The 17,283-nt window shown below is 72.4% G+C and carries 16 protein-coding genes and 1 riboswitch; of the genes, 5 read left to right on the plus strand and 11 right to left on the minus strand.

All coding sequences use genetic code 11. The annotated features are described in order from the left end of the window. Positions 1-34 precede the first annotated feature (34 nt). Positions 35-1,876: a translation elongation factor 4 gene (gene lepA, locus EIY87_RS37800; RefSeq protein ID WP_125314737.1), complete on the minus strand. Its 1,842-nt coding sequence runs from the start codon at positions 1,874-1,876 to the stop codon at positions 35-37. A gap of 115 nt (positions 1,877-1,991) precedes the next feature. Here lepA and EIY87_RS37805 point away from each other — a divergent pair, with 115 nt between their 5' ends. Continuing rightward, positions 1,992-2,612, plus strand: a complete 621-nt coding sequence (locus EIY87_RS37805; RefSeq protein ID WP_125314738.1) for a class I SAM-dependent methyltransferase — start codon at positions 1,992-1,994, stop codon at positions 2,610-2,612. Here the strand turns inward: EIY87_RS37805 and EIY87_RS37810 are convergent. Together EIY87_RS37810 and EIY87_RS37815 are read right to left on the minus strand one after the other, a co-directional pair. Continuing rightward, positions 2,609-2,983: a VOC family protein gene (locus EIY87_RS37810; RefSeq protein WP_125314739.1), complete on the minus strand. Its 375-nt coding sequence runs from the start codon at positions 2,981-2,983 to the stop codon at positions 2,609-2,611. The two genes, EIY87_RS37805 and EIY87_RS37810, sit on opposite strands and share 4 nt — an antisense overlap. 23 nt (positions 2,984-3,006) lie before the next feature. Further along, on the minus strand, positions 3,007-3,870 hold the full coding sequence (locus EIY87_RS37815) for a DMT family transporter (protein WP_191984413.1): 864 nt from the start codon (positions 3,868-3,870) through the stop codon (positions 3,007-3,009). Positions 3,871-4,199: 329 nt separating this feature from the next. Between EIY87_RS37815 and rpsT the strand changes: the two genes are divergently transcribed. Further along, positions 4,200-4,460 (plus strand): 30S ribosomal protein S20, encoded by a 261-nt coding sequence (gene rpsT / locus EIY87_RS37820; protein WP_013228460.1) that lies wholly within the window; start codon positions 4,200-4,202, stop codon positions 4,458-4,460. A 57-nt stretch (positions 4,461-4,517) separates the two neighbouring features. Here the strand turns inward: rpsT and holA are convergent, their stop codons facing one another. After that, the gene (gene holA, locus EIY87_RS37825; RefSeq protein WP_125314741.1) at positions 4,518-5,498 is read right to left on the minus strand and encodes a DNA polymerase III subunit delta; all 981 of its coding nucleotides are present in this window, start codon (positions 5,496-5,498) and stop codon (positions 4,518-4,520) included. 148 nt (positions 5,499-5,646) lie between these two features. Then, positions 5,647-5,780: riboswitch (SAM riboswitch) on the plus strand. A 13-nt stretch (positions 5,781-5,793) separates the two neighbouring features. On the opposite strand from holA, the gene thrC reads away from it, so the two are divergent. Further along, entirely contained in the window at positions 5,794-7,059 is a 1,266-nt protein-coding gene (gene thrC, locus EIY87_RS37830; protein WP_125314742.1) for a threonine synthase, read from the plus strand. Between the two features lie 43 nt (positions 7,060-7,102). On the opposite strand, the gene EIY87_RS37835 is transcribed toward thrC, so the two are convergent. From EIY87_RS37835 to nadD, 7 genes are all read right to left on the minus strand, one after another. Further along, the gene (locus tag EIY87_RS37835) at positions 7,103-9,481 is read right to left on the minus strand and encodes a ComEC/Rec2 family competence protein (protein WP_125314743.1); all 2,379 of its coding nucleotides are present in this window, start codon (positions 9,479-9,481) and stop codon (positions 7,103-7,105) included. Then, a complete protein-coding gene (locus EIY87_RS37840; RefSeq protein WP_125314744.1) occupies positions 9,478-10,191 on the minus strand; it encodes a ComEA family DNA-binding protein in 714 nt (237 codons plus the stop codon). Before EIY87_RS37840 ends, EIY87_RS37835 begins: the two co-directional genes overlap by 4 nt. A gap of 147 nt (positions 10,192-10,338) precedes the next feature. Further along, complete coding sequence (locus EIY87_RS37845; protein WP_125314745.1) at positions 10,339-11,196, minus strand: DegV family protein; 858 nt, start codon at positions 11,194-11,196, stop codon at positions 10,339-10,341. A gap of 4 nt (positions 11,197-11,200) precedes the next feature. Further along, positions 11,201-11,929, minus strand: coding sequence for a diglucosylglycerate octanoyltransferase (gene octT, locus EIY87_RS37850; protein WP_125314746.1), 729 nt, complete (start codon positions 11,927-11,929; stop codon positions 11,201-11,203). A gap of 3 nt (positions 11,930-11,932) precedes the next feature. Beyond that, the gene (locus EIY87_RS37855; protein ID WP_125314747.1) at positions 11,933-12,547 is read right to left on the minus strand and encodes a histidine phosphatase family protein; all 615 of its coding nucleotides are present in this window, start codon (positions 12,545-12,547) and stop codon (positions 11,933-11,935) included. Further along, positions 12,544-12,939: a ribosome silencing factor gene (rsfS, locus tag EIY87_RS37860; protein ID WP_125314748.1), complete on the minus strand. Its 396-nt coding sequence runs from the start codon at positions 12,937-12,939 to the stop codon at positions 12,544-12,546. The genes EIY87_RS37855 and rsfS overlap by 4 nt, the downstream gene beginning before the upstream one ends. A 59-nt stretch (positions 12,940-12,998) precedes the next feature. After that, a complete protein-coding gene (gene nadD, locus EIY87_RS37865) occupies positions 12,999-13,568 on the minus strand; it encodes a nicotinate-nucleotide adenylyltransferase (RefSeq protein ID WP_263855656.1) in 570 nt (189 codons plus the stop codon). 197 nt (positions 13,569-13,765) lie between these two features. Here nadD and EIY87_RS37870 point away from each other — a divergent pair, with 197 nt between their 5' ends. Both EIY87_RS37870 and EIY87_RS37875 read left to right on the plus strand, forming a co-directional pair. Continuing rightward, complete coding sequence (locus tag EIY87_RS37870) at positions 13,766-15,877, plus strand: RecQ family ATP-dependent DNA helicase (protein ID WP_125314750.1); 2,112 nt, start codon at positions 13,766-13,768, stop codon at positions 15,875-15,877. A gap of 97 nt (positions 15,878-15,974) precedes the next feature. Beyond that, the gene (locus EIY87_RS37875; RefSeq protein WP_125314751.1) at positions 15,975-17,258 is read left to right on the plus strand and encodes an MFS transporter; all 1,284 of its coding nucleotides are present in this window, start codon (positions 15,975-15,977) and stop codon (positions 17,256-17,258) included. The last annotated feature ends 25 nt before the right edge of the window (positions 17,259-17,283 follow it).

The following is a 17,283-nucleotide window of genomic DNA, read 5'->3' on the forward strand; positions in this document are numbered from 1 at the left end:
GAATAACGGCGCCGGTGTCACTTCGAGGCGACACTCACTTCTTGTTCTTGCCCGAGTCCTCAGTGGACAGTGCGGCGACGAAGGCCTCCTGCGGGACCTCGACCCGGCCGACGGTCTTCATCCGCTTCTTGCCTTCCTTCTGCTTCTCCAGCAGCTTCCGCTTCCGCGAGATGTCACCGCCGTAGCACTTCGCGAGCACGTCCTTGCGGATCGCGCGGATCGTCTCGCGCGCGATGATCCGCGAACCGACCGCCGCCTGGATCGGGACCTCGAACTGCTGGCGCGGGATCAGCTCGCGCAGCCGCGTCGCCATGCGGTTGCCGTAGCCGTAGGCCGCGTCCTTGTGCACGATCGCCGAGAACGCGTCGACGGTTTCGCCCTGCAGCAGGATGTCCACCTTGACCAGGTCCGCGATCTGCTCGCCCGCCTCTTCGTAGTCGAGCGACGCGTAACCGCGCGTACGCGACTTCAGCGTGTCGAAGAAGTCGAAGATGATTTCCGCGAGCGGGATGTTGTAGCGCAGTTCGACGCGGTCCTCGGACAGGTAGTCCATCCCCAGCAGGGTGCCGCGCTTCGTCTGGCACAGCTCCATGATCGTGCCGACGAACTCCGACGGCGCGAGGATGCTGACCTTCGACACCGGCTCGTGCACCTCGGCGATCTTCAGCCCGGTCGGCCAGTCCGACGGGTTGGTCACGACGACCTCGTTGCGGTCCTCCAGGACCACGCGGTAGATGACGTTCGGCGCCGTCGAGATCAGGTCGAGGCCGAACTCGCGCTCGAGCCGGTCGCGGGTGATCTCCAGGTGCAGCAGGCCGAGGAAGCCGCAGCGGAAGCCGAAGCCCAGCGCCACCGACGTCTCCGGCTCGTAGTCGAGCGCGGCGTCGTTGAGCTGGAGCTTGTCCAGCGCCTCGCGCAACTCGGGGTAGTCGGAGCCGTCCACCGGGTACAGTCCGGAGTAGACCATCGGCTTCGGCTCGCGGTAGCCCGCCAGCGCTTCTTTCGCGCCGTGGCGCTCGGACGTCACGGTGTCGCCGACCTTCGACTGCCGGACGTCCTTCACGCCGGTGATCAGGTAGCCGACCTCGCCGACGCCGAGCCCCTTGCTGGGCTTGGGCTCCGGCGAGATGATGCCGACCTCGAGCAGCTCGTGCGTCGCGCCGGTCGACATCATCTTGATCTTTTCGCGCGGCGTGATCTTGCCGTCGACGACGCGGATGTAGGTGACGACGCCGCGGTAGGTGTCGTACACCGAGTCGAAGATCATCGCGCGGGCGGGCGCGTCGGCGTCGCCCTGCGGCGCCGGGACCTGCTTGACGACCTCGTCGAGCAGGTCGCCGACCCCCATGCCGGTCTTGGCCGAGACGCGCAGCACGTCCTCGGGCTCGCAGCCGATGATGTGGGCCAGCTCACCCGCGTACTTGTCGGGGTCGGCCGAGGGCAGGTCGATCTTGTTCAGGACCGGGATGATCTGGAGGTTGTTCTCCAGCGCGAGGTACAGGTTGGCCAGGGTCTGGGCCTCGATCCCCTGCGCGGCGTCGACCAGCAGGATCGCGCCTTCACACGCTTCCAGCGCCCGGGACACCTCGTAGGTGAAGTCGACGTGGCCCGGCGTGTCGATCATGTGCAGGACGTGGTCCTGCCCGTCGACCTGCCAGGGCAGCCGGACGTTCTGCGCCTTGATCGTGATGCCGCGCTCGCGCTCGATGTCCATCCGGTCGAGGTACTGAGCGCGCATGGCCCGCTCTTCCACGACGCCGGTGAGCTGCAGCATGCGGTCGGCCAGGGTGGACTTGCCGTGGTCGATGTGCGCGATGATGCAGAAGTTCCGGATGAGCTCCGGAGGCGTGAAGGTGGTGTCGGCGAACGTCGTCACTCGAATGAGTCCTCGGAAAGTCGGGGATGGCCACCTCTATGTTCCCATGACCCTCCGGGTGCGGGTGGGGGTCATCCCCGATGCGGGGTTCCGCGATCCGTGGTGCCCTCGAAGTATGAGCACTCCGCACCAGCCGGCACCCCCTCCCCAGCCGGAGACCAGCGGCTTTTCCCGCGTTCTCGACCGTGCGTTCGGTCACCCCTCCGGCCCGCTCGGCCGCCTCGGCGGCTGGGTCATGGCGCGGGGCAACGCCGCCACCGAACACCGCGTCGTCGACCTCGCGAAGATCGAACCGGACGAGACCGCCCTGGTCGTCGGGCCCGGCCCCGGCATCGGCCTGGCCGCCACCGCGCGCCTGGCCGGGCGCACCATCGGCGTCGACCCCTCCCCCGAGATGCTCGCGCTGTGCCACGAGCGCTGCGGCGACCGCGCCGAGCTGCGCGAAGGCTCGGCCGCGCGCACCGGCGAGCCCGACGAGTCCGTCGACGTCGTGCTGAGCGTGAACAACGTCATGCTGTGGGACGACCGCGCGGCGGGCTTCGCCGAGCTGTTCCGGGTGCTGCGCCCGGGCGGACGGCTGCTGGTGTCCGCGCACGAGAAGTGGCTGCCCGTGAGCAGGCACGTGCTGGCCGACGAGGCCGCGGCCGCGGGCTTCGCCGACCTGCAGACGTGGACCTGGGAGCCGCCCGGGTTCGCCGCGCTCGCCGCGCAGCTGCGGGCCGTCAAGCCCGCCTAGCGGGTGTCCGTGCGGATCGGGTGGCCCTCGGGCACCTCGACCAGCACGATCCGCGTGCCGTCCGGGTCGGCGATCCAGGCCTCGTCGAGGCCCCACGGCTCGCGCTGGGCGTCCCGCACCGGCTCCAGGCCCTTCGCCTTCAGATCGGCCAGCGTCCCGGCGAGGTCGCGGACCTGCAGCCAGAGCACCAGGTCGGGCGACGAGCCCGTTTCGCCCGCGCCGGAGACCTCCAGGGAGCCGTGCCCGAGGAAGAACACGGTGCCGCCGGGGAACTCGCGCTCCACGGCCAGGCCGAGGGTGTCGCGGTAGAACGCGGTGGTCGCGGCGGCGTCGCGCGGGCGGACGATGAGCCTGCTCTTCAGGACTTCCATCGCACCATCCCTACCGGACGCGCTCAGGCGGCCGCAATCGCGGCGATGCCGGACAGCACGATCACCGACCCGGCCAGCCGCCGGACGGCGTTGCTTTCGCCCAGCACCAGCCACGCGGCGACGCCGCCGATCACGATGCTCAGCTCCCGGGCGGGCGCGACCAGGCTGACCGGCGCCATCGTGAGCGCGAACAGCACGAGGATGTACGCGACCGGCGACAGCACGGCGACCAGCAGCACCTCCCGGCGCTGCTCACGCCAGATGCGGCGGACTTCGGCGCGATCGGCCAGCGCGCCGGGCACGAGCATCGCGCTCTGCAGGAGCGAGCCGAGGCCGAAGTAGACGACCGGCGGCACGCCGATACCGGTCACGGAGTGCGCGTCCCAGAGGGTGTAGCCGGCGATGGTGGCGCCGGTGAGCAGGCCGTAGAGGATCCCCGCCTTGACCGCACGGGGGTCCTCGGCCTGGCGGCCGGTGCTGATCACCAGCACGCCGGCGATGACCAGGAACGCGCCGGCCAGGCCGAGGACGCCGGGCCGTTCGCCGAGCACGAGGACGGCGGCCAGCACCGACAGCAGCGGTCCGGTGCCCCGCGCGACGGGGTAGACGACGGAGAGGTCCCCGACGCGGTACCCGCGTTGCAGGACGACGCCGTAGGCGACGTGCAGCACCGCCGTCACCACGGCGGCGAGCAGCCAGCTCCACTGTGGACGTTCGGGCTCGACGACCAGCAGCACGACGGTCACCGGCAGCAGGAGGACGGCGGAAACCGTGTAGTAGAGCCAGACGAACTGGGTGCCGCCGGAGGAGATCCGCTTGGCGGCGAGGTTCCACGCGGCGTGCACGACGGCGGCGACGAGAACGAGGGACAAGGCGGTGGCGTTCACAGGACCCCTTCGGGTTTTCGCGCGCGCGAAAACCGGGTCCTCCAGGCTTTTGCCCCGTCAGATGAACGACCGGCCGTCCGGGCCCGCCGATGGTGCCGCTCGGACCAGACCCGCCCGGTCCTGGTTGTGTGGTGCGGTGTGCGCGGACCGGCGGCGGAACCCTAGGCACTGACCGCCGTCCACCGTACTCCCGCCGCCGGACGCCCGCGGCCCGGCTGTTAAAGTGGGCGTTCGCTGCCCGTGCGGCATTCCGTCATGGAGGAAACCCGCTTTCCGCGGGGCCACTTCAGCGCGGCGGCGATCTCACCGAGTGAAGCAGGAGTTGCCCTATGGCCAACATCAAGTCGCAGATCAAGCGCATCACCACGAACGAGAAGGCGCGTCAGCGCAACCAGGCGATCCGGTCCTCGGTGAAGACCGCGATCCGCAAGGTCCGCGAAGCCGCCGAGGCCGGCGACAAGGCCAAGGCCGTCGAGCTGCAGCGCGACGCCGCCCAGAAGCTGGACAAGGCCGTCTCGAAGGGCGTCATCCACGCCAACCAGGCCGCCAACAAGAAGTCGGCGCTGGCCAAGCGCGTCAACGCGCTCTGAGCTGGTTGATTTCTGGGAAGGCCCCGGCTTCGGCCGGGGCCTTCTTCGTGTCCGGGGTCAGCGGTCGCCCTTGGCTGCTGCGACTTCAAGGACCGCGCGTTCCAGCGCGTAGCCCGGGTCCGCCGCCACGCCCTTGACCTCGGCGTTCAGCCGCGCGACCACCCGCATGGCCGTGGCCAGCCCGTCCTGGTTCCAGCCACGGGACTGCCCCTGCGCCTTGCGGATCTTCCACGGCGGCATGCCCAGCTCGCCCGCCATCTGATTCGGGTTGCCGCGACCGGCGCCCGAGACGCGCGCGATCGTGCGGACCGCGTCGGCCAGCGCGTCGGCCACCAGGACGTGCGGGACCCCGAGCTGCATCGCCCAGCGCAACGACTCCAGCGCCGCCGAGCGGTCGCCGCTGACCGCCTTCTCGGCGACCGCGAAGCCCGTCACGTCGGCGCGGCCGCGGTGGTACCGGCGGACGGCGTCGGCGTCGACCGCGCCGCCCGTGTCGGCCACCAGCTGGCTGGCCGCCGAGGAGAGTTCGCGCAGGTCGGAGCCCACGGCGTCGATCAGCGCGGCGACCCCGGCCGGGTCGATCTTGCCGCCCGCCCGGCGCACCTCGTGCCGCACGAACTGCTCGCGCTCGGCCGGCTTCGTCAGCTTCGGGCACTCGGTGATCTCGGCCCCGGCCTTCTTCAGCACCGCCGGGAGCGACTTGCCCGCCTTGCTGCGGCCGCCGCCGGTGTGGACGACGACGAGCACGACCCCGTCCGCCGGGTCCTTCAGGTAGGACGCCACGGCGTCGGCCAGCTCCTGCGAGATGTCCTGGGCCGATTCCAGGACGATCACGCGGCCTTCGCTGAACAGCGACGGGCTCACCAGTTCGGCCAGCTCGGGCGCTGTGAGATCGGACACCCGGACCCGGGTCAGCTCGGCCGTCGGGTCCGTCGCGCGGGCGGCGGCGAGCGTGTCGCGGACGGCCCGCTCGATCAGCAGTTCTTCGTCACCCAGGACCAGGTGCAGCGGGGCCGGGGCGGTGGCTTGCGCGGTCACCCCCGAATCTTCTCACCCGCGCCGCGGTGCGCCCGCTCCGGTGATGTCGGGCGGCCACCGTGGCACGGGCCGCGCACGATGTCGTACGGTGTAGCCGAGGCAGCCCGCCCCGGGGACACCCGGCGTGCGCGCACCGACAACCGAATACCGCTCATCCAGAGGGGCAGAGGGAACGGCCCGACGAAGCCCCGGCAACCGGCGTACAGCCCGTCATCCCGCGATCGCGGGGTAGCTGACGACCACGGTGCCAATTCCGGCCCGCTTCGGCGGGGCAGATGAGGAAAGGAACCTCGCGATGACCGCAACCCTCGGCACGACCTCCACCACCAAGACCCCGGACCTCGGTCCCGCCGTCGAGCTGGTGTCGAAGGAAGAGGGTCACCGGCAGCCGCTCGCCCCCGAATTCGTCTCCGCCGAAGACTTCTCGCCGCTCGAGGTCGCCTACGACTTCGGCCGCGTCCGCCGCGAAGACATCGAGGCCGGCCCCAAGAACATCTGGCGCTACAAGAAACTCCTCCCGGTTCCGTCCAACGTCGAAGAGATCCCGAACACCGAGCCGGGCGCGACCCGCCTGGTCCGCGCCGACCGCCTCGCCAAGGAACTCGGCCTCAAGCGCGTGTGGGTCAAGGACGACACCGGCAACCCGACGCACTCGTTCAAGGACCGCGTCGTCGCCGTCGCGCTGGCCGCGGCCCGCGAGTTCGGGTTCGAGGTGCTCGCGTGTCCGTCGACCGGCAACCTGGCCAACGCGACGGCCGCCGCCGCGGCCCGCGCCGGCTGGCGGTCGGTCGTGCTGATCCCGAAGACCCTCGAGCGCGCCAAGATCCTCACCACCGCCGTGTACGACGGCGACCTCGTCGCGGTCGACGGCAACTACGACGACGTCAACCGCCTCGCCACCGAGCTGGCCGGCGAGCACCCGAAGTGGGCGTTCGTGAACGTGAACGTCCGGCCGTACTACTCGGAAGGCTCGAAGACGCTGGCCTTCGAGGTCGCCGAGCAGCTCGGCTGGCGCATCCCGCCGCAGATCGTCGTGCCGATCGCCTCCGGTTCGCAGTTGACGAAGGTGGACAAGGGTTTCCGCGAGCTGGGTCAGCTCGGTCTCGTGGACGCCAGCCCGTACAAGGTGTTCGGCGCGCAGGCCACCGGTTGCTCGCCGGTCTCGGCCGCCTTCCGCGCCGGGCACGACGTGGTCCAGCCGGTGAAGCCGGACACCATCGCCCGCTCGCTGGCGATCGGCAACCCGGCCGACGGCCCCTACGTCCTCGACATCGTCAACCGCACCGGCGGCGCGATCGAGGACGTCACCGACGAAGAGGTCGTCGAAGGCATCCGGCTGCTGGCCCGCACCGAAGGCATCTTCACCGAGACGGCAGGCGGGGTCACCGTCGCCACGGCGAAGAAGCTGGTCGAGACCGGCAAGCTGGACCCGGACGCCGAGACCGTCCTGCTGATCACCGGCGACGGCCTCAAGACCCTCGACGCGATCGAGAACCACGTGGGCCCCAAGGCGATCGTGCCGCCGTCGGCCGCCGCCGTGAACGAGGCGCTCGGCTACTGACGTCCGCGCCGCCCGGGGCGGGCCGCTTGGCGCGCCCCGGGCTTCAGCGGCGAGGTGGCCCACGGGGTTCGCCCCGGCGCGCCACCGCCGGACCCGCCGTGTCCGCGACGACCGCCGTGTCGCCGTCGGCGTCGGTCCGGGTGACGAGAGCACCGAGCGCCGTCAGAGTGTCCATTGTGGACTTGCTCGGGTGGCCGTAGGTGTTGCCGGCGCCCACGCTGACCAACGCCACCCGCGGCGCCACCGCCGCGAGGAACGACGGCAGCGAGTAGCGCGAACCGTGGTGGGGGACTTTCAGCACCTCCGCTTTCAGATCACCGACGTCGGCCAGCAGGTCGGCCTGCGCGGCCAGTTCGACGTCGCCGGTCAGCATCACCCGGCCCGCCGCCGTTTCCGCGCGCAGCACGACCGAGCTGTTGTTGATGGCCGTCCCGTCCTGGCCCACTGGCCGCGCCGGGACGTAACGCGGCCCCAGCACGTCGAGCGACAAGCCGGGCCAGGCCAGCCGCTCCCCCGGGGTCAGCTCCACCAGCGGCACCGCCTGCCGGGCCGCCTCCGCGGCGACCTGCCGCCACGCCCACTCCGGCGCCCGCCCCGGCCCGACGGCGATCCCGCCGACCGCCCGGCCGTCGAAGACCGAAGCGAGCCCGCCGATGTGGTCGGCGTGCAGGTGGCTCAGCACCAGCAACGGAATCCGGTCGACGGCCAGCCGGTGCAGGCACTCGTCGACCGGCCCCGGCTCGGGCCCGGTGTCCACGACGACGGCCCGCCCCGGCTCGGCGGTCGCCAGCACCACCGCGTCACCCTGGCCGACGTCGCACTCGACCACCGCCCAGTTCCGCGGCGGCCACGCCGGCGCCAGCACCCGGACCGGCACGAGCACCAGCAACGCGCAGGCGGCCAGGACTGCCATGAGCACCCGCACCCGCCGGACCCGGGCGGCCAGCACCAGCAACCCGAGGACGGCGGCGGCGAGCAGCCCGCCCCACCAGCCGCCCGGCCAGGCGATGACCGCGCCCGGGGCCCGCGCGCCGTGCCGCGCCACCGTGATCAGCCACCAGGCTTCGGGATCGGCGAGGTGCACCAGGAACCTCCCGCCGCCCGGCCACCACGGACCGGTGACCGTCGCCAGCACGCCGAGCACCGTCGCCGGAGCCACCACGGGCGCGGCGAGGACGTTGGTCAGCACCGAGACCAGGCTCACCGAGCCCGCCATCCCCGCGAGCACCGGCGCCGTCACCAGGAAGGCCGCCAGCGGGATCGCCAGCCCTTCCGCGACGCCCGGCGGGACCCCGCGGCGGACCAGCCCACCCGCCCAGCGCGGCGCGAGCAGCACCAGCCCGGCGGTGGCGAAGACCGACAACGCGAACCCGAAGTCGGTGGCCATCGCCGGGTCCGCCACCACGAGCACGCACACCGCGAACGCCAGCGCGGGCAGCGCCGAACCCCGCCGGCCCAGCGCCAGTGCCAGCAGTGCCACCGCCGCCATGACTCCCGCCCGCAGCACGCTCGGCTCCGGCCCGACCAGCACCAGGAACCCCGCCAGGCAGGTCCCGGCCGCCACCGCCGACAGCCGCGGCCCGAGCCGCAGCAGGCGGAGCAGCAGCAGGACCGCACCACAGGCCACGGCGAGGTTGCCGCCGCTGACCGCGGTGAGGTGGGCGAGGCCCGCGGTGACGAACTCCTGCTCGACGCGAGGCGACAGCCCGCTCGTGTCGCCCAGGACCAGCCCCGGCAGCAGGCCGGCTGGTTCGTCCGGCAGGGCCCGACACAGGTCGTGCAAGCCTGCGCGGAGCCCGGCCGCGGTCCGCTGCCACCACGGCGCCGGGCCGGGCTCCCCCGGCGGGCCGCGCACCGAAAGCACCGCCACGGTCAGGTCCGAGCCGCGGGGCGGCATCAGCAGCCCCGGCGCCGTCACTTCCTGGCCGGGGAGCAGCGACGCCCACTGCTCGACCGGAGCCAGCACCAGGATGCGCCCGGACGACGGCACCGGCCGCCCGTCGACCGACGCCGTGCGCACGTCGGCCGTCAGCACCACCGAGCGGGCGCCGGCCTGCCGGTCGGCGTAGCCCGCGCCGCGCACGGGCTTGGGACGTTCGGCGACCACGACCCGCAGCACCGCGGGCAGGCCTTGGGCCGCTTCGGCAGGAAGGGGATCTTCCTGGGCGTCGCGGATCCGCCAGGCGATCGGACCGGCGGCGACGAGGCCCAGCACCAGCAGCGCTGCCGCCGCGCCGAGCACCCGGGGACGATCACGGGCCCGCCAGCACACGATCCCGGCGAGCGCCGCCGAGGCGAGCCCGGCGGCGAAGGCCGTCCACCAGCCGAGGAGCAGGCCGGCGAGCGCGGCCAGCCAGCACGCCAGCGCCGCCGGGACCAGCCGCAGGTCCTGCCGGGTGTCGATCGGGGGAATCGCGCTCATCCGACCGTCACCTTCTCGCGGAGCTTCTCGAACTTGCTTTCGCCGAGCCCGTCGATGTCGCGCAGCTGCTCGATCTTGGTGAAGCCGCCGTGGTCGGTCCGCCACTGGACGATCCGCTTCGCCATCACCTCGCCGATGCCCGGCAGCGTGTCCAGCTGGTCCGCGGTCGAAGCGTTGAGGTCGACCTTCGCGCCCTCCGCGGGCGCGCCGGCCACGGCGGCGGGCGCCGGGACGCCGACCGCGAGCTGCTCGCCGTCGGCCACCTTGCGGGCGAGGTTCAGCGCGGAGACGTCCGCGCCGGGTTCGGCCCCGCCCGCCGCGCGCAGCACGTCCGCGACGCGGCTGCCCGGGGGCACGGTGACCAGCCCCGGCGACCGGACGCGCCCGATCACGCTCACGACAAGGCCGGCCTGGGGTGCGGCCCGCGCCTCCGCCGCCGGTTTCGCGCTCGGCAGCGCGGGCAGCGGCTCGGGTGCCGGCGGGCCGCCGAGGAGCGCGACCGAGCCGAGGACGATCACCACGACCGCGGCGAGGACACCGGCGAGCGCCCACCGGCGGCGGCCGGCACCGGCCGAGCCGCCCGGCAGCCAGCGCCGGACCAGCCGGCCACCCGGCCCGACCGTGCTCGCGTCGGGCGAGAGCTGGTCGGCCAGCCAGGAGAGCCGGTCGTTGACGGGAGGGCCCGGATCCCGGGCGGACTGCTCGAACACACGATCGACGTTAGGGCGCGCGGGGAGGCGTCCGACAGGGGTGGCGCCGCGTCCTGTGGACAACCGGGGTGTTGTGGACGGATTGCCCCGGCCCGGCCCGGGAACGGCCGTTTCCGTCGTACCCGGGTGGCATGCTGGCGGGTTCGGCTAGCTCCGGGACGGGACCGTGCGCTGGACGACCACGCCCAGCACCCCGGGCCCGGTGTGCGCCCCGATCACCGCGCCCAGCTCGGAGACCACGCAGCCCGCCGAGCGCGGCACCGCTTCTTCGAGCCGGTTCGCCAGTTCGACCGCCCGCTCCGGCGAGGCGAGGTGGTGGACGGCCAGCTCGACGTCGTCTTCGGCCGCCGCTTCGGCGGCGAGCTCGACCAGCCGCGCGATCGCGCGGTTCATCGTGCGGACCTTTTCCAGCGGCAGGATGCGGCCGTCGGCCATGTGCAGCACCGGCTTCACGGCGAGCGCGGTGCCGAGCAGCGCCGCCGCCGGGCCGATCCGCCCGCCGCGGCGCAGGTGGTCGAGGGTTTCCACGACGAACAACGTCGACGAGCAGCCGGCCGCCGTCACCGCCGCGGCCTCGACGTCGGCCGCCGAAGCGCCCGCCGAAGCGGCCGAAGCGGCGTGCAGCGCGGCGAACCCCAGCCCCATCGCCGTGGTCCGCGAATCGACCACGCGGACGCGGTCGGGCCCCACTTCCTGGGCCGCCAGCACGGCCGCTTCCCAGGTGCCCGACAGCTCCCGCGACAGGTGGACCGAGACGATCGAGTCGGCGCCGTCGGCGAGCGCCGCGCGGTACTCCTCGGCGAACTCGGTGGGCGTCGGCCGGGACGTCGTGACGATCTTGCGCTGCTTCATCGCTTCGGCGACCGCCGCCGGCCCGGTCTCCACGCCGTCGAGCGAGACGACGCCGTCGACGAGGACGTGCAGCGGCACCACCCGGACCGCGTGCCGTTCGGCGAAGCCCTCCGGCAGGTGGGCGGTGGAATCCGTGACTACGGCGACCGACACGCCGTCAGCCTACGTGGCCGGGGGTCAGCACCGGTGCCAGCAACACGGACATCGCGTCACCCACCGAGGCGTGCCCCTTCCAGCCCCAGTGCATGCCGTCCGGGTTGCCCTCACCGCTCAGGACGTGCTCTCCGACAACGGCTTCGAGGTCGAGCAGGGGAACGTTCGCCCGTGCGCCCCACGCCGCCATCGCGGCCGCCGCGGCCGGCCGCGCGGTGTGCACTCCGCCGTAGGCCGCCGCGCGGTGCACCGACGGCAGCATCCCGAAGACCGGCAGCTCGGGCCGCAGGGCGCGCAGCGCGCCCACGGCGGTGTCGAGGTACCGCACGGTGAGCTTGGCGGGCAGCACGGTCGGCCGGCCGCGGAAGGCGACCGAAAGCCGGGGCTGCGCGGCGAGGTAGGCCTGGCGCACCACCCGGCGGACGGGGTCGGGACGCAGGTACCGCAGCCCGGTGCGCAGGTAGGTCGGCAGCGGCGACGGCAGCGTGTCCATGCTGCCGACCGCGAACACGACGGCGTCGACGTGGTGCAGGTCGGCCCACACGCGCGGGTCGCCGGTCAGCGACCACCAGGCGTCGCGGGCGTTCCAGCCGATGCCCGCGACCAGGTCGGCGGTGCCGCCCAGCGCGGCGGCCGCGACGTTCGGCCACAGCCGCGGTTCGTCCGCGGCGCACGGTCCTTCGGGACCGTGAAAGCTCAGCGAATCGCCGAACACCAGCAGGCGCGGCCCCATCGGTTAGCCGTGCATCCCCGCGTTGTAGGCGTTCAGCCGCCACTTGCCGTCGCGCAGGCCGAGCTCGACCCAGTGGCAGTTCGAGATCCCGCCCAGCGAAGGCCAGATCGCGACCGGCAGGTTCAGCAGCCGGGCGGTGAGCGCGATGATCAGCCCGCCGTGCGCGGCCAGGAGCACGGTGTCGCCGACGTCGGAGTTGGCCTGCTGCAGGTCGGCGACCACTTCGCCGGCGCGGTCGGCGACGTCGACGCGGTTCTCCCCGCCCGGCGGGGCCCAGGTCGCGTCGGTGCGCCAGCGGTCGCGTTCACCGGGGTAGGCCTCGTCGACCTCCGCGCCGGTGAGCCCCTGCCATTCGCCGAGGTGCGTCTCGCGCAGGCGCTTGTCGATGCGCAGCGGGACGCCGATGGCGTCGGTGAGCACGGTGGCCGTGTCGGTGGCGCGGCGCAGGTCGGACGCGATGACGAGGTCCGGCGAGAACCGGGCCAGCGCGGGTACCGCGAACCGGGCCTGGTTCCAGCCGCGCGGGGTCAGCGCCGAATCGAGGTGACCTTGCATCCGCCCGGCGGCGTTGTAGTCCGTCTCGCCGTGGCGCCAGAGCACGAGCCGCCGCGGGCTCACGGGACGTCCGGGTCCTCGTCGGCGGGTGGCTCCTCGAGTCCGTCCACCTCGATGCGCGGGCAGTCCTTCCACAGCCGCTCGAGGCCGTAGAACGTGCGCTCCTCGACGTGCTGGACGTGCACGACGACGTCGACGTAGTCGAGCAGGACCCAGCGCCCTTCGCGGGCTCCTTCGCGGCGGACCGGCTTGTGGCCGCTCTCCCGCAGCTTCTCCTCGACGTTGTCGACGATCGCGCCCACCAGGCGCTCGTTGGACGCGGAGGCGATGACGAAGGCGTCGGTGATGACGAGCTGCTCGGACACGTCCAGCACGACTACGTCGCTGGCCTTCTTGTCCGCCGCCGCGTGTGCGGCCGCTACGGCCAGCTCTCGTGCCTCGGACGTGGCTGCCACGGTGCTCCTTCACAGATCGGGTTCGCCCGAGAAGGGTACCCGCCGGGACCAGCGGGCCTTCAGTCGCTCTTCCGGTACAGGTCCTTCTTGGCGATGTACCGGACGACGCCGTCGGGCACGAGGTACCAGACGGGCTCCCCGCGTTCGACCCGGTCGCGGCAGCCGGTCGACGAGATCGCCATCGCGGTGACCTCGACGAGGCTCACCTTCCCGCTGGGCAGGTGGTGGGAGTTGAGCCGGTAGCCCGGCCGGGTGACGCCGATGAAGTGCGCGAAGTCGAACAGCTCGTCCGCCTTGTGCCAGGTCAGGATCTGTTCGAGCGCGTCGGCGCCGGTGATGAAGAAGAGTTCGTCTTCGGGGTACTCGGCGTGGAGGTCGCGCAGGGTGTCGACGGTGTAGGTCTGGCCGCCGCGGTCGATGTCCACGCGGCTGACCGAGAACACCGGGTTCGACGCGGTCGCGATGACCGTCATCAGGTAGCGGTCCTCGGCCTTGGTCACCCGGCGGCCGGTCTTCTGCCACGGCTGCCCGGTGGGGACGAAGATCACTTCGTCGAGCCCGAACCGGGACTGGACCTCGCTGGCCGCGACGAGGTGGCCGTGGTGCACGGGGTCGAAGGTGCCGCCCATGACCCCGATCCGCCGTGGTGACATGACTGGGGAGCCTATACATCGCGCGCGCGGGACGCCGGGTGCTGTTCGCCACCCCGCCCGACCGGGCAGAAGGTGTGATTCAGGTCACATAACCACCCGTATTCGTCACGAACGGTCCGTTCGCGACGCCGCCGATTCCCGGATCGTCGGTGCCATGGGGTAGACGTGGGGACGTGGACACCACCGGCACCACCTCAGCCCTCCGCGACCGCGCCGAAACCCTCCTCCGGGCGCTGGCCGGCGACTCGGCGACGCTGCGCGAAGACCAATGGACGGCCATCGAGGCCCTGGTCGCGCAGCGGCGCCGGGCGCTGGTCGTGCAGCGCACCGGGTGGGGCAAGTCGGCGGTGTACTTCCTGGCCACGGCGTTGCTGCGGGAACAGGGAAGCGGCCCGACGGTCATCGTCTCGCCGCTGCTCGCCCTGATGCGCAACCAGATCTCGGCGGCGGCGCGCGCCGGGATCCACGCGGCGACGATGAACTCCGCGAACCCCCAGGAGTGGGACCAGGTGCAGGCGGCGGTCGCGGCCGGCGAGGTCGACGTCCTGCTGGTCAGCCCCGAACGGCTGAACAACCCGGACTTCCGCGACAACGTGCTGCCGAAGCTGACCGCGAGCACCGGCCTGCTGGTGGTCGACGAGGCGCACTGCGTCTCCGACTGGGGCCACGACTTCCGGCCGGACTACCGGCGGCTGCGCACGCTGCTGGGCGACCTCCCGGAGGGCGTGCCGGTGCTGGCGACCACGGCGACCGCGAACGACCGCGTGGTCACCGACGTCGCCGAGCAGCTGGGCCTCGGCACCGGCGGGGACACGCTCGTGCTGCGCGGCAGCCTCGACCGGGAAAGCCTGCGGTTGTCGGTGTGCCGGCTGCCGACGTCGCAGGCGCGGCTGGCGTGGCTCGCCGAGCACCTGGCGGAGCTGCCGGGGTCGGGGATCATCTACTGCCTGACCGTCGCGGCGGCGCACGACGTCGCGTCGCTGCTGAAGGACCGCGGGTACCCGGTGGCGGCCTACACCGGCAAGACCGACCCGGCCGACCGGCAGGCGGCCGAGGACGACCTGCTCGGCAACCGGGTCAAGGCGCTCGTCGCGACTTCCGCGCTGGGCATGGGTTTCGACAAGCCGGACCTCGGGTTCGTCGTGCACCTCGGCGCGCCGTCGTCGCCGATCGCCTACTACCAGCAGGTGGGCCGCGCCGGGCGTGGCGTCGAACGCGCCGAAGTCGTGCTGCTGCCCGGCGAGGAGGACAAGGCGATCTGGGCGTACTTCGGGTCGCTCGCCTTCCCCGACGAGCTGCGGGTGACGCAGGTGCTGAACACCCTCGCCTACGCCGACCGTCCCCTTTCGACGGCCGCGCTCGAGCCGTCCGTGGAACTCTCCCGCTCCCGGCTGGAAATGGTGCTCAAGGTGCTGGACGTCGACGGCGCGGTGCGGCGCGTCAAGGGCGGCTGGACGAGCACGGGCGAGGAGTGGGAGTACGACCGCGGCCGGTACCGGCGGGTCGCGGAAGCACGCGACCGCGAGCAGGAAGCGATGCTCGGCTACCTCGCGACCGGGGGCTGCCGGATGGAATACCTGCGGCGGCAGCTCGACGATCCCGAGGCGGCGCCGTGCGGGCGGTGCGACAACTGCACCGGGCAGCACTGGGACACGGCGGTGGCCGACGAGGTCGTCGACGCGACCCGGGAACGCCTGCAGCGGCCCGGGGTCGAGGTCGCCCCGCGCAAGCAGTGGCCCACCGGGATGTCCTCTTTGGACGTTCCGGTGTCCGGCCGGATCTCGGCCGACGACCAGGCCGAGCCGGGCCAGGTGCTCGGGCGGCTGACCGACGTCGGCTGGGGCAACCGGTTGCGGGAGCTGGTCGGCGCCGGCGCCCGGGACACCGAGGTCCCCGACTCGGTGTTCAAGGCCTGCGTCCAGGTGCTCGCCGGGTGGCAGTGGGCGGAACGGCCGGTGGCGGTGGTCGCCGTCCCGTCGGAGACGCGGCCGCAGCTCGTGTACAGCCTCGCGACGCGGCTGGCCGAGATCGGCAAGCTGGACTTCCTCGGCGCGCTGGACGCGGAAGGGCCACCGCCGCGGCAGGCCAACAGCGCGCAGCGGCTGGCCGACCTGTGGCGGCGGATGAGCATGCCCGCCGACCTCGCGGCGACGCTGCCGGCCGGGCCGGTCCTGCTGGTCGACGACGTCATCGACACCGGCTGGACGATGACGCTGGCCGCGCGGCTGCTGCGGCGGGCCGGGGCACCCGCCGTGCTGCCGTTCGCGCTGGCCAGCACGGCCTGAGTGGAAGGAGGACACGAAAACCGCGTAGTCAGGATCTTTCGCACCGCGAACGAATGTGGCAAAGTCCCGTTCCACCTTCGGGTGACGGGAGGCTGCCATGACCGAGTCCACCGTGCGGGAGCTGCGCCACCGGCTGCCGGTGCGCAAGCTGTTCGCGGCGAGCGCCGGCAACGCGCTGGAGTGGTTCGACTGGACGATCTACGCGACGTTCAGCATCTACTTCGCCGGCGCGTTCTTCCCCGCCGGGAACGACACGCTGGCCCTGATCAACACCTTCGCGACGTACGCGCTGGCGTTCTTCTTCCGGCCGCTCGGCGGTGTCCTGCTCGGACGCTTCGCCGACACCCGGGGCCGGAAACCGGCGATGATCCTCACCATCCTGCTGATGGCGGGCGGGTCGGTGGCGATCGGCCTGCTGCCGACGTTCTCGCTGATCGGCTGGCTCGCGCCGATCCTGCTGCTGGTCGCGCGCATCGCGCAGGGGCTGTCGCTGGGCGGTGAGGTGTCCAACGCGTCGGCGTACCTGGGCGAGATCGCGCCGGCGGAACGCCGCGGCCGGTACTCGGCGTTCTTCTACATCTCGACCGGTTCGGCCGTGCTCGTCGCGACCGTCCTCGGCTTCGTGCTCGCGCGGACCCTGGACAAGGCACAGCTGACGGCGTGGGGCTGGCGGCTGCCGTTCCTGCTGGGCGGCGTCTTCGGCCTGGTCGGGTTGTGGCTGCGCCGCAGCATCGCCGAAACCGAGCTCTTCGAGCGGACGAAGAGCGAGGCCCGGAAGATCGAACGGCCGTTGCTGACAACGCTTACGCACCACCCGAAAGCCGTCGGCAGGCTCGTCGGCTTCTCGATGCTCTCGACCCTTTGCTACTACACGTTCTTCAGCGCGCTGACGTCGTTCGCGGTCAAGACCCGGCACGCCGACGCCGACGCCGTCTTCCTCGCCCTTTCCGTCGGCACGGCGTTGTTCATCGCCCTGCAGTACCCGATGGGGGCGTTGGCGGACCGGTTCGGGCGCAAGCCGCAGCTGCTCGTGTGGTCCGGGGCGACCGCGATCGTCGTCGTCCCGCTGTCCGCGTTGATCGGCCCGGGGATCGGCGGCCTGCTCGTGGTGTTCTGCGTCGGGCTCGGGCTGTACACCGCGATGACGTCGATCGCGCCGGCGATCATGAGCGAGCTGTTCCCGACCGAGCTGCGCGGGCTGGGGATCGGCGCCTGGTACAACCTGACCGTCGCCGTCTTCGGCGGCACCGCGCCGCTGCTCATCACCCTGTTCGGCGAAGTGTCGCAGACGCTGTACTTCTGGTACGTCGCCGTCGGGGCCGCGATCGCGTTCGCGGTGATCCTCACGCTCCCGGAAACGAAAGGCACTGAGCTGAAGTAAACCCTTCGTCGCCGGCCGGTCACGC

This window comes from Amycolatopsis eburnea, from assembly GCF_003937945.1.
GTDB classification, from domain to species: Bacteria; Actinomycetota; Actinomycetes; order Mycobacteriales; family Pseudonocardiaceae; genus Amycolatopsis; species Amycolatopsis eburnea.

Excerpts from the sequence above, each read along its gene's own strand:
- EIY87_RS37805 (WP_125314738.1), top strand. The coding sequence starts at position 1,992 with ATGAGCACTCCGCACCAGCCGGCACCCCCTCCCCAGCCGGAGACCAGC.
- octT (WP_125314746.1), bottom strand. The coding sequence starts at position 11,929 with ATGGGGCCGCGCCTGCTGGTGTTCGGCGATTCGCTGAGCTTTCACGGT.
- rpsT (WP_013228460.1), top strand. The coding sequence starts at position 4,200 with ATGGCCAACATCAAGTCGCAGATCAAGCGCATCACCACGAACGAGAAG.
- EIY87_RS37875 (WP_125314751.1), top strand. The coding sequence starts at position 15,975 with ATGACCGAGTCCACCGTGCGGGAGCTGCGCCACCGGCTGCCGGTGCGC.
- EIY87_RS37835 (WP_125314743.1), bottom strand. The coding sequence starts at position 9,481 with ATGAGCGCGATTCCCCCGATCGACACCCGGCAGGACCTGCGGCTGGTC.
- EIY87_RS37810 (WP_125314739.1), bottom strand. The coding sequence starts at position 2,983 with ATGGAAGTCCTGAAGAGCAGGCTCATCGTCCGCCCGCGCGACGCCGCC.
- nadD (WP_263855656.1), bottom strand. The coding sequence starts at position 13,568 with ATGGGCGGCACCTTCGACCCCGTGCACCACGGCCACCTCGTCGCGGCC.
- thrC (WP_125314742.1), top strand. The coding sequence starts at position 5,794 with ATGACCGCAACCCTCGGCACGACCTCCACCACCAAGACCCCGGACCTC.